This is a genomic window from Sphingomonas sp. CFBP 13706 (assembly GCF_014842355.1).
Taxonomy (GTDB): Bacteria; Pseudomonadota; Alphaproteobacteria; order Sphingomonadales; family Sphingomonadaceae; genus Sphingomonas; species Sphingomonas aerolata.
Genome location: NZ_JACYVM010000004.1, coordinates 282,793 through 295,652, shown reverse-complemented (window position 1 = coordinate 295,652; position 12,860 = coordinate 282,793). Strand labels below are relative to the sequence as shown.

The 12,860-nt window shown below is 67.9% G+C and carries 9 protein-coding genes; 5 read left to right on the top strand and 4 right to left on the bottom strand.

Annotated elements, in window-relative coordinates:
• The first annotated feature begins 424 nt into the window (after window positions 1-424).
• From IFS44_RS10225 to IFS44_RS10215, 3 genes are all read left to right on the top strand, one after another.
• Window positions 425-2,062, top strand: coding sequence for a ShlB/FhaC/HecB family hemolysin secretion/activation protein (locus IFS44_RS10225; protein ID WP_244650140.1), 1,638 nt, complete (start codon window positions 425-427; stop codon window positions 2,060-2,062).
• A gap of 70 nt (window positions 2,063-2,132) precedes the next feature.
• On the top strand, window positions 2,133-4,829 hold the full coding sequence (locus IFS44_RS10220; RefSeq protein ID WP_192098365.1) for a two-partner secretion domain-containing protein: 2,697 nt from the start codon (window positions 2,133-2,135) through the stop codon (window positions 4,827-4,829).
• Window position 4,830: 1 nt separating this feature from the next.
• The gene (locus tag IFS44_RS10215; RefSeq protein ID WP_192098364.1) at window positions 4,831-5,520 is read left to right on the top strand and encodes a L,D-transpeptidase; all 690 of its coding nucleotides are present in this window, start codon (window positions 4,831-4,833) and stop codon (window positions 5,518-5,520) included.
• Here IFS44_RS10215 and IFS44_RS10210 read toward each other — a convergent pair.
• A complete protein-coding gene (locus IFS44_RS10210; protein WP_192098363.1) occupies window positions 5,514-6,224 on the bottom strand; it encodes a prolyl hydroxylase family protein in 711 nt (236 codons plus the stop codon). The genes IFS44_RS10215 and IFS44_RS10210 overlap by 7 nt on opposite strands.
• 212 nt (window positions 6,225-6,436) lie before the next feature.
• On the opposite strand from IFS44_RS10210, the gene IFS44_RS10205 reads away from it, so the two are divergent.
• Complete coding sequence (locus tag IFS44_RS10205) at window positions 6,437-6,883, top strand: PA2169 family four-helix-bundle protein (protein WP_234387285.1); 447 nt, start codon at window positions 6,437-6,439, stop codon at window positions 6,881-6,883.
• Between the two features lie 46 nt (window positions 6,884-6,929).
• On the opposite strand, the gene IFS44_RS10200 is transcribed toward IFS44_RS10205, so the two are convergent.
• Window positions 6,930-9,518 (bottom strand): PAS domain-containing protein, encoded by a 2,589-nt coding sequence (locus IFS44_RS10200; RefSeq protein ID WP_244650138.1) that lies wholly within the window; start codon window positions 9,516-9,518, stop codon window positions 6,930-6,932.
• A 141-nt stretch (window positions 9,519-9,659) separates the two neighbouring features.
• A complete protein-coding gene (locus IFS44_RS10195; protein ID WP_031393553.1) occupies window positions 9,660-9,929 on the bottom strand; it encodes a GlsB/YeaQ/YmgE family stress response membrane protein in 270 nt (89 codons plus the stop codon).
• 170 nt (window positions 9,930-10,099) lie between these two features.
• Here IFS44_RS10195 and IFS44_RS10190 point away from each other — a divergent pair, with 170 nt between their 5' ends.
• Window positions 10,100-11,575 (top strand): PAS domain S-box protein, encoded by a 1,476-nt coding sequence (locus IFS44_RS10190; RefSeq protein WP_192098362.1) that lies wholly within the window; start codon window positions 10,100-10,102, stop codon window positions 11,573-11,575.
• Window positions 11,576-11,614: 39 nt separating this feature from the next.
• Here IFS44_RS10190 and IFS44_RS10185 read toward each other — a convergent pair whose 3' ends face one another.
• Window positions 11,615-12,733 carry a Gfo/Idh/MocA family protein gene (locus tag IFS44_RS10185; RefSeq protein WP_192098361.1) on the bottom strand — a complete coding sequence of 373 codons (1,119 nt, stop codon included), beginning with the start codon at window positions 12,731-12,733 and terminating at the stop codon, window positions 11,615-11,617.
• Between the last annotated feature and the right edge of the window lie 127 nt (window positions 12,734-12,860).

Genomic DNA, 12,860 nt, shown 5'->3' with positions numbered 1-12,860 from the left:
CTCTCCAACGCGCCCGGCCCTCTGCGTGTCAGGACAATAAGGCTGTCGCGGCTTGGCATGTGATCGGGTTTGCGGCCGTCCGGTAAGGCAGGTCGCGCGCCCAGCATCAGCCTGCGCGCGGGCCTCTTTTTTGATTCAAATCAAGAACAGAGATCAACGTTAAGAGAACGGTAACGGAATCGGGGTATATTTTAGTTGTATTCGAAGGACTAAGCCACCGCGGCCGTTCGTTTTATACAACGACCGACCTTCCTCTCATCAAGACCTTCGCCACCGACATTGCCGCATCAGCGGCCCTTCCGACGCCTTGCTACTACGACTCCCGCTGCTGCGGATGGGAGGTTCGTAGCGTCCATCCGCGGTGACTTTCGAGGTATATCCAATGACGTCGATCCTTCGGGCAGCCGCGTGTGCGGCGGTGAGTATGGCTGCGCTCGTGGCAGGCGGCGGGGCCGCGCAGGCACAGGTGCCGGTCGGCGCCGGTGGCCAGCTGCAGCAGATCCCGCCCCTGCCGCTGACCGATACGCCCGATCCCGAGCTCGGCCTGACGCGCAAGACGCCGGTCGCGATCCCGGCCGCGGGCGGACCCTCGGCGCGCGTGGATGCGATCCGCGTCACCGGCGCGACGTTGTTCCCCGAAGCGACGCTGGTCGCCGCAACGGGGTTCGCGCCCGGTGCGAACCTCGATCTCGCGGGCCTGAAGACGCTCGCGGCGCGGATCACCGACTATTATACCAGCCGCGGCTATTTCGTCGCGCAGGCCTATCTGCCCGCGCAGGACGTGCAGAGCGGGACGGTGACGATCGCGGTCGTCGAGGGTCGCCTCGGCGCGGTCGGGCTGCGCAACGAATCCCGCCTCGCCGACAGCGTCGCGAACGGCATGCTCGACGGGCTCGAGGTCGGTGACCCGGTCGCGGTCGCGCCGATCGAACGCCGGCTGCTGATGCTGTCCGACCTGCCCGGCGTGCGCGTCCGCTCGACGCTGAGCCCCGGCGCCGCAGTCGGCACGTCGGACCTGCTGGTCGACATCACCCCGGGCCGCAGCATCACGGGCAGTGTCGGGGCCGACAATGCGGGCAACCGCTATACCGGCGCCTACCGCGTCGGCGGGTCGGTCAACTGGAACAACCCGACCGGCTCGGGCGACGTGCTCGGCTTGCGCGCACTGACGTCCTTCTCGGGGCTCGCTTACGGCCGCGCCTCCTATCAGGCACCGATCGGCAAGGTCACGCTCGGCGTCGCCTATGCGCATCTCGACTATGAACTCGGCAAGGAATTCGACAGCCTCGACGGCAGCGGCAATGCCGAGATCGCCAGCGTCTATGCCAGCTACCCGCTGATCCGGTCGCGCGACAGCAACCTGTACGTGACGGTGGCGGGCGATGCGAAATGGTTCGACGACCGGTTCGGGATCGTCGACACGGTCACCTATCGCCGTGCGCAGGTCGTCACGGGCGGGCTGAGCGGCGACTCGCACGACACGCTGCTCGGCGGCGGCTGGAACGCCTATTCGCTGAGCGTCTCGGTCGGCACGCTCGATATTCGCGGCGCCTATGAGCGGTCGGTCGACGCACTGACCGCGCGCACCGATGGGCGCTATGGCAAGATGCAGTTGAGCCTGGCGCGGCTGCAGACGATCAGCGGGCCGGTCTCGGTGTTCGGCTCGGTCCGCGGGCAGGTCGCGTTCAACAATCTCGACATCTCCGAGAAGATGGAGCTGGGCGGCGCCTATGCGGTGCGCGCCTATCCCGAGGGCGAGGCCTATGGCGACCAGGGCTATGTCGCGACCGCCGAGGCGCGGCTCGCGCTGCCGCGGGTCATCCCGGGCGCGCTGCAGCTGTTCGCGTTCGTCGATGTCGGCGAGGTCGATTATGTGAAGCGGCGCTATTTCGACGGATCGAACCATGCTGTCCGCAGCGCCTATGGCGCGGGCGCGACCTGGACTGCACCGTACGACATCGTGCTGCGCGCGACCTATGCGCGCAAGCTGGGCAGCGCCGACGCGACCGCCGCCCCCGACCGGTCCGGCCGCGCCTGGTTCCAGATCGCCAAGAGCTTCTGACGCCCGCGCGCACGACCGCGACCAGCACCGACATTTCGCGGCCATCCGCCGCCACCCGAGGATACCGCCCATGACCCCGATCCCCGCATCGATCCGCCATCGCCCCGCCGCCGCCGCTCCCTCCACCGCACCGACGCGTCAGCGCCGCGGCGGGCTGTTCGGCACGACCGGGCTCGCGCGGTTCGCGTGGCTGATCGGCATCAGCCTTGCCGGCACGGTCGCCGCGCGCCCCGCCACGGCGCAGACGCTGCCGACCGGGGGCGAGGTGGCCGCGGGCCAGGCGAGCATCGCGACGCGCGGGCCGGCGATGACGGTCACCCAGACCAGCGATCGCGCGGTGCTGAACTGGCAGTCCTTCTCGATCGGCAAAGGCGCCAGCGTGACCTTCGACCAGCCGGGCACGAGCTCGGTCGCGCTCAACCGCGTCGTCGGGTCGGATCCGTCGTCGATCCTCGGCAACCTGTCGTCCAACGGCAAAGTCTTCCTGGTCAACGGCAACGGCATCGTGTTCGGCAAGACCGCGAGCGTGAACGTCGGCGGGTTGGTCGCATCGACACTGAACATCAGCGATGCGGATTTCATGGCCGGCCAGTCGCGCTTTGCCGGGACCAGCACCGCGGGCGTCCAGAATGACGGCACGATCATCGCCAAGGGCGGCTATGTCGCGCTGCTCGGCGCGCAGGTCGGCAACAGCGGTGTAATTCGGGCCAATTTCGGCACGGTCGTGCTGGCGGCGGGCGAGGCGATCACGCTCGACGTCGCGGGCGACGGGCTGCTCAACGTCGCGGTCGACAAGGGCGCGGTGGGCGCGCTGGTCCGTAATGGCGGGCTGATCCGCGCGGATGGCGGCAAGGTCGTGATGACCGCGCAGGGCGCAGGCGACCTGCTCCACACCGCGGTCAACAACACCGGCATCATCGAGGCGCGGACGCTGCAGAACCGCAGCGGCACCATCCTGCTGCTCGGCGACATGCAGACCGGCACCACCAATCTCAGCGGCAAGCTCGACGCGAGCGCGCCGGTCGGCGGCAATGGCGGCTTCATCGAGACGTCGGCGGCGACCGTCAACATCGCCGATGGGGCCAAGGTCTCGACGCTGGCGCGGACCGGCACGACCGGCACCTGGCTGATCGATCCGCAGGATTATGTGATCGGCGCGGGCGGCAATATTTCGGGCTCGACGCTGTCGGCGCAGCTCGTGACGACCAGCATCACGATCAGCACGCTGCCCGCGGCGGGCGACACGACGACGGGCAATGGCGACATCTTCGTCAACGACGCGGTCGCGTGGACCGCGTCGGGCGTGCCGACGACGCTGAGGTTGAACGCGTTTCGCGACGTCGTCATCAACGCGCCGATCAGCGCGACCAACGGCAATATCGTCGCCTGCTGCGGCCGCGACGTGAACGTCAACGCCGACCTGACGACGGTCAATGGCAGCATCCTGCTCAACGCCGGGCGCAACGTGAACGTCTATCATGCGATCACGACGACCGACGGCAACATCGCGCTGTGCGCGGGGCATGACGTGATGATCGACGCCGCGGTCACGCTGACGCGCGGCACGACGATCCCGGCGCAGAGCCTGGGCCTGCCGGTCGGGCTGACGCTGATCGCAGGCGCGGACGGCACCGGGCCGGGCGTCAACGGCGGCACGATCGTGTTCTCCGCGCTGTCGCCGCCGACGACGGTGACCGCAGCGCCGGTGTCGATCACCTACAACCCGGTTTCCTATACGACACCGACCGACTTCTCGAGCGAGTTCGTGCTGACCGAGGGTGCGGCGATCGCGCAGCGGATGCTGGTCTTCCCGTCCGCGCAGAAGGTCGCGGACGGCACCAATGCAGCGGTGCTGAGCGGGTTCAACGCGTCGGACACGTCAGGTCTGCCGAGCGGCGTCGCCCTGGTCGCGGGGACGGACGCAACCGCGACGTTCGACAGCGCGGACGCCGGGGCGGGGATCGGCGTCAGCTATAGCGGCTATACGCTGACCGGCGCGAATGCGGACCAATATGCGCTGGCGGGATCGTGCTGCACGGCGGGCTTCCGGACCACCGGGACGATCACGGCTGCTCCGGCGCCGGCGCCGGCGCCTGCACCGGCCCCAGCGCCTGCTCCTTCGCCAGCACCTGCTCCTGCACCCGCTCCCGCACCTTCGCCAGCACCCGCACCGGCACCGGCACCGGCACCCGCACCGGCACCCGCACCCGCACCTTCTCCTTCCCCAGCTCCAGCTCCAGCTCCAGCTCCAGCTCCAGCTCCATCTCCGGCTCCAGCTCCAGCTCCAGCTCCAGCTCCATCCCCAGCGCCGGCTCCTGCACCGGCCCCTGCTCCGGCTCCCGCACCAGCACCAGCACCAGCACCAGCACCAGCACCAGCACCGGCTCCAGCACCGGCTCCAGCGCCAGCCCCGTCGCCAGCACCCGCACCCGCGCCGTCGCCAGCACCCTCGCCATCGCCAACGCCGATATTGACGCCGACACCGACACCGACGCCGGTGATCGTCACCGTCCTGCCGACCGCGACGCGGCCGTTCCTCGAGGTGCCACCGGTCCAGGTCCGACGGCCGAACGTGCCGGTCGGGACGGTGGTCGATGGCGGCGTGAGCGTGCCGCCGGAGGGTCCGGGACCGTTCCCGATCCCCCCGGCTCCCGTGACGCCGGTCCCCGTGACGCCGCCGACGCAATCGTCGCTGGGGGAGCTGACGCAACCCGTGCCGCGGACGCCCGTCGTCCCGGTCTATCCGCGCAAGCAGGCGCGCCACTGATATGGCAGGCTTCGGGTCGCGAGCAGCGCGGCGCGGCGTGCTGGTCGCGGTCGCCCTGGCGGCCGGGGTCGCGTCCGCCGCCGGCGCGCGGCCGGTCGCGGCCAGCACAGCTGCGACGGCGCGCTTCGGAACTGCCGCGGTCTCCAGCGATGCCCGCGACACGGTCGACTGGGTGATGCAGTCGCGCGACAACCAGACGTTGCCGTTCGTCGTGATCGACAAGGTGAACGCGGTAGTCTTCGCGTTCGATGGTACGGGTGTGCTGCGCGGCACGGCGCCCGCGCTGCTCGGGCTCGCCCGCGGTGACGACAGCGTGCCGGGGATAGGCCAGCGCAAGCTCGCGACGATCACGCCGGCCGAGCGGACCACGCCCGCCGGACGGTTCCAGGCGTCGATCGGCGCCGATTTCGAGCAGGACATCCTGTGGATCGACTATGCCGCCGCGCTGTCGCTGCACCGCGTCATCGCCGGCCGCCGGATCGACGACCGCGCCGGACGGCTGGCCTCGGCGACGCCGGACGACAACCGGATCTCCTATGGCTGCGTCAACGTCCCCGCGAGATTCTACGACGGGGTGATCAAGCCGTTGTTCACGGGCACGGTCGGGATCGTCTATATCCTGCCCGAGACCCGGCCGCTGCGCAGCGTCTTTGCGGTGACCGCCTCAGCGCCGGACGCCGTGCCTCACTGACCCCAGGGGCGCTCGCGATACCATTTGGTCAGCACGTACTTGACCCCCTGCTCGACCGGCATGCCCTGATGCACCGACCCCGGGTTCGGCGCGCCATAGTCGTCCATGTTGTTCCAGATCACCAGATTGCCCGCCTTGGGCGCGATGATCACGTCCGCTGTCGGGAAATTGGTCCGGCCTCCCGCCACGGGCTCGTTGAGGAAGGTCATCGCCGACCAGGTCCGCTGGCCGCCGACCGCGACCTGATCCTGCCAGTAAAGCTGGCCGGTATCGAAGAAGTCGTGGTGCGGCTTGAACTCCTGCCCGACCGCATAACGCTGGCCCTGCAGCGCTTCGCCGAAGCGCGGTTCCAGCCCGGTCAGCGCGTCCAGCCGGGTCTCGACCGCCGTCACCGCGTCGGGGCCCGCATAGAGGTAACAGGTCTCGCTGGTCCGGTAGGCGGGACGCGGATCGTCGGCGACGACCGGCGACGGCACGCGATCCGCATCGATCAGTGCGATCAGCGCCGCGCACACGTCGAGTGGCAGGAAATCGCGGACGACGTACAGCTCGATCCCGGGTGCCGGAATGCGAACGGCGCCGGGATAGCACAGGATCTGCTCACGGACCTGCGCCGCGGACTCCGCGCGCGCGAGCGCTTCGACCGGGCCGTCGCGTCGGTCGGTGGCGGAAAGCGGCGATGCGGCGGACGGAACGGCGACCATGGGCACTCCAGACTGTCGGGCGCGTCGGTGGCGGACCGGCGGTCCGGCCCCGTGGCCAGACCATCACATAGATCAAGCCGTACAGGCGCAAAAGCCGTTTCACCGCCGAATTCGGCCGCAATGCTCGATACTTGTCCGCGCAGACGGCAAAATCCGGGTGCGACTTAATCGCGTGACGATCGTTGAGCCGCCATTCCCAAAGGAGACGAATGATGAGCAACGACACCGACGTGTCCGTCCTGAACGGCCTGATCAAGACGACCCTCGACAGCATGAAGGGCTATGAGGACGCGGCCAAGGACGCCGAGAGCACGCAGTATGCGACGATGTTCGCCGACTTCGCACGCGATCGCGCCCAGGTCGCGACGAACCTGCAGGCGCAGGTCCGCGCACTCGGCAGCGAGCCCGAGATGGATTCGAGCATGCTCGCCGCAGCGCATCGCACCTTCATGGACCTGAAGCAGGCGCTGACCGGCAAGGACGACAAGGCGATCATCCTCGAGGTCGAGCGCGGCGAGGACCACATCAAGGCCAAGTATGAGGACGCGATGAAGGACGGCCAGCTGTCGCCCGCATCGCTCGACGCGGTCACCAAGGGCTATGCCTCGGTCCGCGAAGGCCATGACAAGATGAGCGCGCTCAAGCACAGCCTCACCTGATCCGAAGGGGCGACCGGTTTCGACCGGTCGGCCTTTTGCCTGCGCGCTATCCTGCCGCCTTGCGCAGGATGCGCGACAGGTCCTCGACCGAATAGGGTTTGTGCAGCAGCTCGAACCCGTCGGTACCGTCCTGCGCCAGCACGTTGCTGTAACCCGACGTCAGCACCACCGGCAGCCCGGGATGCGATGCACGGACCGCCTTGGCCAGATCGATGCCGTTCATGCCCGGCATCACGACATCCGAAAACACGATGTCGAAGCGCGCCGCGTCCTCGCCCAGCACCGCCAGCGCCTCCTGCGCATCCGCCGCCCAGACCGTCACATAACCGAGCTCGGCAAGCGACTGGGTCGTGAACGTGCCGACATCCTTATTGTCCTCGACCACCAGCACGCAGGTGCCATGGCCGTCCGCCAGCCCCTCCGGGACCGCCCCCGGCAAATTCGCGGTGCGCTCCTCCGCGCGCGGCAGATAGAGCGTGAAGACCGTGCCGCAGCCGACTTCGCTCTCGACGATGATGTCGCCATCGGACTGTTTGGCAAAGCCGAACACCTGGCTGAGCCCAAGGCCGGTGCCCTGCCCGACCCCCTTGGTCGTGAAGAACGGCTCGAAGATCCGCTCGAGCTTTTCGGGCGGGATGCCCGACCCGGTGTCGCGCATCGAGATCGCGACGAACTGCCCCTCGACCGCCGGATGCGAGCGCACCGCGGGGATCATCGTGGCGGTCCGCAGCGCGATGTCGATCCGCCCGGCGCCGTCCATCGCATCGCGTGCGTTGACCGCCATGTTGACCAAAGCGGTGTCGAGCTGGCTCGGGTCGACATTGGTGAAGCAGGGCGTGTCGGGCACGTCGATCGCGATCGTGATCCGCGATCCGGTCAGCGTGCCGAGCATGTCGGCGATGCTGCCCAGACTCTGGCCGACATCGATGACCTCGGGCTGGAGCGCCTGCCGTCGTGCGAAAGCGAGCAACTGCCCGGTTAGCTTGGCGGCGCGATCGGCGGTGTCCGAGATCGCGTCGATATAACGCTCGCGACGTTCGGGCGGGAGGTCGGGGCGCTTGAGCAGGTCGGTCGCCGACCGGATCACGGTGAGCAGGTTGTTGAAGTCGTGCGCGACACCACCGGTCAGCTGGCCCACCGCCTCCATCTTCTGCGACTGGCGCAGCGCATCCTCGGCGGTCTGCAGCTCGCTCGTCCGCGCGATGACCTGCTGCTCGAGCGAGGCAGCAAGGGCGGCGAGCGCCTGTTCGGTGCGACGGCGCTCGGTAGCGATGCGGGTCCGATCCGCGACCTCGCGCGCGAACGCGACCTCGTCCGCGCGCCAATGCCGCGCCCAGCCGCTGGCGAGATACAGCATCGCCACGATCCGGCCGTTTTCGGTGATCGGCATGTTGATGATCGCGCGGGCCTGCACCGCCTCGAGCGCGGCGCTGGTCGCGTAGGTCCGCGGGTCGGCGCGCGCATCGGTCACACAGACCTCCTCGCCGCGCTTGAGGTCGTCGATATAGGTGCCGAAGTCGCGCAGCCTGAACGTGCCCGAAAGCTGGTCGACCCCCGGCGCGGTCCAGTCGCTGTGCACCGTCACGGTTTCGGCGTCCGGATCGATCTCGCCATAGCCGGTGCGGCTGAGGTCGATCGTCCGGCCGATGATCTGGACGGCCTGGTAGGAGATGTCGTCGGGGCAGTCGGTGTCGCGGAACATGTCGCCAAGCTCGACCAGCGCCGCGCGCATCATCTCGCCGCGGCGCTGGTCGGTGATGTCGGTCGACACGCCCGCGATCCGCAGCGCCTCGCCGGTGGCGGAATAAAAGGGCTGTCCGCGCGATCCGATCCACCGCAGTTCGCCGTCCTGGCGGTAGATGCGGTAGACGACCTCGTAATCGGTCCCCTCCTCGACGCAGCGCCGGACCTCGGCGACGCTCAGCGCGCGATCGTCGGGATGGATCGCGGCCAGCCGGTCGTCATAGGAAAACGGCGCGTCCGTAGGCCGGCCGAAGATCTCCTTGCAGGTATCCGATGCGGTCAGCCGCTTCGTTGCGATCTCCAGGCTCCAGGTCCCGAACCGCGCCGCCTTGAGCGTGAAGGCGAGCTCGCGCTCATGCTCCTGCTGCTGCCGCAACCGGTCGGTCAGTTCCGCCATCAACGAGGCGTTGCTGCTCTCGAGCCCCTTCAGCCGCTCACGCTCGAGCGTCACGTCGACCTGGCTGGCGAAGAAATAGGCGAGCACGCCGTGCGTGTCGAAGACCGGCGCCATCAGCAGCCGGTTCCAGAACGTCTCACCGTCCCTGCGGTGGTTCTGGATCTCGATCTCGATCGATTCGACCCGGCGGACCGCGTCGCGGATCCGGTCGATCGTCGCGGGATCGGTTTCCGGCCCCTGGAGGAACCGGCAGTTGCGCCCGAGTATGTCCTCGCGCGGATAGCCGGTGAGCCGGCAGAACGCGTCGTTGGTAAATACGATCGGATTGTCGGGCAGGCGCGGATCGGTGATGATCATCGGCATCCGCGTCGCCCGCACCGCCGCGACGAACGGGTCGGTGCCGAGGTCCTGCCCGATCAGCTCGGCGGCGATCCGCTCGGCGTCGGCCGTCAACGGACGAGCGCCGGGGTCGGCGCGGTCGGGTGTATCGCTCAAGACCGTCTACTCGCCCTTTACACTAAGTCGCTGATATCTAGGCTACGCGCAAAGACACCGCAATGTTGGGCTGGCGTGACGAATAATCGAGATCAATATGCGACGAAGGGCGGCCGCGTGGTGCGGCCGCCCCTCCCCTCATCAGCGCACCGAACCGCGGCGCACCATGTTGACGATCGCGAGCAGGATCACCGCGCCGACCAGCGAGATCAGGATCGACTGGATGTTGAGCGCGCCGTCCATGATCGACGCGCCACCGATGAGCGGCGTGATCAGGAAGCCTGCGAGCAACGCGCCGACGATGCCGACGACGATGTTGAGGAAAACGCCCTGCTGTGCGTCGGTCCGCATGATCATGCTGGCGACCCAGCCGATGAGTCCGCCGACGACGAGAAGGATGATGAGGTTCATGATGAGGCTCCTGTTGATACTGGTACAGGCTGCTCAACGGACCGGGTGCGGCGAACGTTCAGTTCCGCCGCGTATAGTGCTTTGCGACATTGGTGCAGGGATACTAGTCCGGTTGGTAGGTCGGGTCTGACCGTGACGGAACCGGTCGTGCGCTCCAGCGCTGAGGAGGCATGACCAGTACCCCCGGCAAGCCGCTGCATGCGCCCACCCTGCACCATCTCGAACAGCTCATGGCCGGATTGCTCGAAGGAGTGATCCTGATCGACCCGACCGGCGTGATCCTGAGCGCCAACCCCGCTGCGCTCAAGATGCACGGCGTCCGCGGCGTCGGCGAGCTGGGTGCGACCGCGGACGATTATGCCGCGCGGTTCGCCCTGCGCTACCGCGACGGGCGCAAGGTACCGCGGCGCGAATATCCGCTGCTCCGGCTGCTCGCGGGCGAGAGCTTTCCCGACCTGATCGTCGAGGTCACGCCGCGCGACGCGGACGAACCATGCTGGGTCCATCAGGTCCGCGACATCGTCATGGACGAGGATGGTGGCGAGCCCGACTGCCTCGCGCTGGTGATCAGCGACGTGTCCGAGCGGTTCGACGCGGAGGACCGGTTCGAGGCAATGTTCCATGCCAATCCCGCCCCCGCGCTGATCATCCGCATCGCCGACCAGCGGTTCGTCCTGGTCAATCAGGGGTTTCTCGACCTGTCGGGCTATGACCGCGACGCGATCATCGGCAAGACGCTGTTCGATTTCGACTTTCTCGCCGATGTCGAGCGCAAGGCGTTCGTCAAGGCGTGTGTCGCGCGCGGCGAGGTCGTGCCACAGCTCGAGGCGGAACTGCCGCTCGCGGGCGGCGACACCACGCTGGTCATCCTGGCGGGGCAGCCGATCGAGGTCGGCAACCGCGACTGCCTGTTGTTCACCTTCGCCGACCTCGAGCCGCGACGGCGCGCGGAACATGCGCTGAAGGCGAGCGAGCGGCATTTCGCCGCGGTCTTCGAGATGGCGCCGGTGGCGATGGTCGTGACCCAGACCGACGACAATCGCATCCTGCAGGTGAACGCGGCGTTCAAGACGCTGACCGGCTATGACGATCGCGCGGTGATCGGCCGGGTCGCCGACGATTTGCAATTGTGGAACGATGCGGGCCAGCGCGAACAGCTGGAAACCGAGATCCGCGCGCAGGGCGGGTTCCGCGGACAGGACGTCCGCCTGCTCCACAAGAATGGCGAGGCGCTCGACTGTCTCGCCTCCGCCGAAAACATGCGGATCGACGGCGATGCCTGCGTGCTCTGGCTCTATCAGGATATTACCACGCGGCGGCGCGGCGAGCTCGAGCTGGTCGAGGCGATCGAGGCGGTGATGAAGGACGCCAACTGGCTCGGCCGGTCGATCATGGACAAGCTGGCGACGCTGCGGAACCCGCGCCCCGGCGCCGCCTCGGACGCACCGCTGCTCGATCTCAGCAAGCGCGAGCGCGAGGTGCTCGAGCTGATCTGCCAGGATCTCGACGATGCCGCGATCGCCGAGCGGCTCGAACTGTCACGCAACACGGTGCGCAACCATGTCGCGCGGCTTTATGCCAAGATCGGCGTCAACCGGCGCAGCGCCGCGGTGGTCTGGGCGCATGAACGCGGGGTCGGCGCCTGAGACGGCGCGCGCCGCCCCGAAGGGCGGCGCGGCCGGTGGTCAGGCGGACTGCGGAATGATGCTGATCATCGCGTCCTCGCTCGGCTCCTTGGCGGGCTTGAGCTTGAGCGCCTGATCCGCGGTCACATGCCGCGTGCGCGTCGCGGGTTCGAGCGTCACCGTCTCGCCCGTCTCGAGCGACCGCTCGACCGCTGCCAGCACACGCATGTCGTACAGGCCCTCCTGCCCGTCGGCTTCGGGATGACGGTCGTTCAGGATGCAGTCGGAGAAATACTGAGTCTCGTTGCCGAACTGCTCGACCGGATCGAAGGCGTGCGTCTTCTCCTTGCCGTCCGCGGTGCGCTCGACATAGGTGATGCCGGTCGTCGGCCCGAACATGAAGGCGGGCGCGGCGTGGATGCTCGCCTTGGTGCCGACCAGCTCGAACCCCTCGGACGAGGCGGTCGCATAGCTGACGGTGAACTGCGCGATGCGGTCGTCGGCGAACTTCAGCGTCACCGCGACGGTGTCGTGGAAGTTGAAGCCGCGACCCGGGGTCTTCGTCCCGACCGCATGGACCGCGATCGGCTCCTGCCCGAACAGGTTGCGCACCGCGTTCAGCGGATAGGTGCCCATGTCGGGGACGGGCCCGCCCCAATAGCCGTTATGCCCACGCGAATTCTCCTCGCGGACGTTCTGCATGAAGGTCGACGAGAAGGCGCGCAGGTCGCCGAATTCGCCCGCCCGGGCGCGCGTGATCATCTCGACCGTGCCGGGTTCGTGGTGCAGCCGATAGGCGATCATCAGCTTGGCGCCGCCCTTCTTCTCGGCGGCGATGATCTGCTCGGCCTCCGCGACGCTCGACGCCATCGGCTTTTCGAGCAGGACATGGATGCCCGCCTCGAGCGCGGGGACGGCATATTGCATGTGCAGGAAATTGGGCGTCGCGATATAGACCGCGTCGATCTCGCCCGAGGCCAGCAGCTCGCCATATTGCGCATAGGAATAGGCCTTGAGCTTGTAGAGCTTGGCCAGCTTGTCCGCCTTGACCGGGTCGCCGGTGACCAGTGCGGTCATTTCCGAATTATTGGTCCGCGCGATCCCCGGCATGAACGCCTGCTGCGAAATCTGCCCGCCGCCGACGACGGCGTAGCGCACCTTCTTGGTAAGTCCGAACATGACAGTCTCCGTGGTTCAGGAAGGATGGAATGAGGCTGGCAACTCCGCGCGATGGGGTTTTGTTGCACTGCACCCTGCGCGACGGAGCCGGCGCGGAAGGTCGTTACGGAAGCGCGCGGATTATCTG

Coding starts and splice junctions, on each gene's coding strand:
- IFS44_RS10225 (WP_244650140.1), top strand. CDS start 425: ATGGCTGCGCTCGTGGCAGGCGGCGGGGCCGCGCAGGCACAGGTGCCG.
- IFS44_RS10210 (WP_192098363.1), bottom strand. CDS start 6,224: ATGGTCGCCGTTCCGTCCGCCGCATCGCCGCTTTCCGCCACCGACCGA.
- IFS44_RS10185 (WP_192098361.1), bottom strand. CDS start 12,733: ATGTTCGGACTTACCAAGAAGGTGCGCTACGCCGTCGTCGGCGGCGGG.
- IFS44_RS10215 (WP_192098364.1), top strand. CDS start 4,831: ATGGCAGGCTTCGGGTCGCGAGCAGCGCGGCGCGGCGTGCTGGTCGCG.
- IFS44_RS10190 (WP_192098362.1), top strand. CDS start 10,100: ATGACCAGTACCCCCGGCAAGCCGCTGCATGCGCCCACCCTGCACCAT.
- IFS44_RS10205 (WP_234387285.1), top strand. CDS start 6,437: ATGAGCAACGACACCGACGTGTCCGTCCTGAACGGCCTGATCAAGACG.
- IFS44_RS10220 (WP_192098365.1), top strand. CDS start 2,133: ATGACCCCGATCCCCGCATCGATCCGCCATCGCCCCGCCGCCGCCGCT.
- IFS44_RS10195 (WP_031393553.1), bottom strand. CDS start 9,929: ATGAACCTCATCATCCTTCTCGTCGTCGGCGGACTCATCGGCTGGGTC.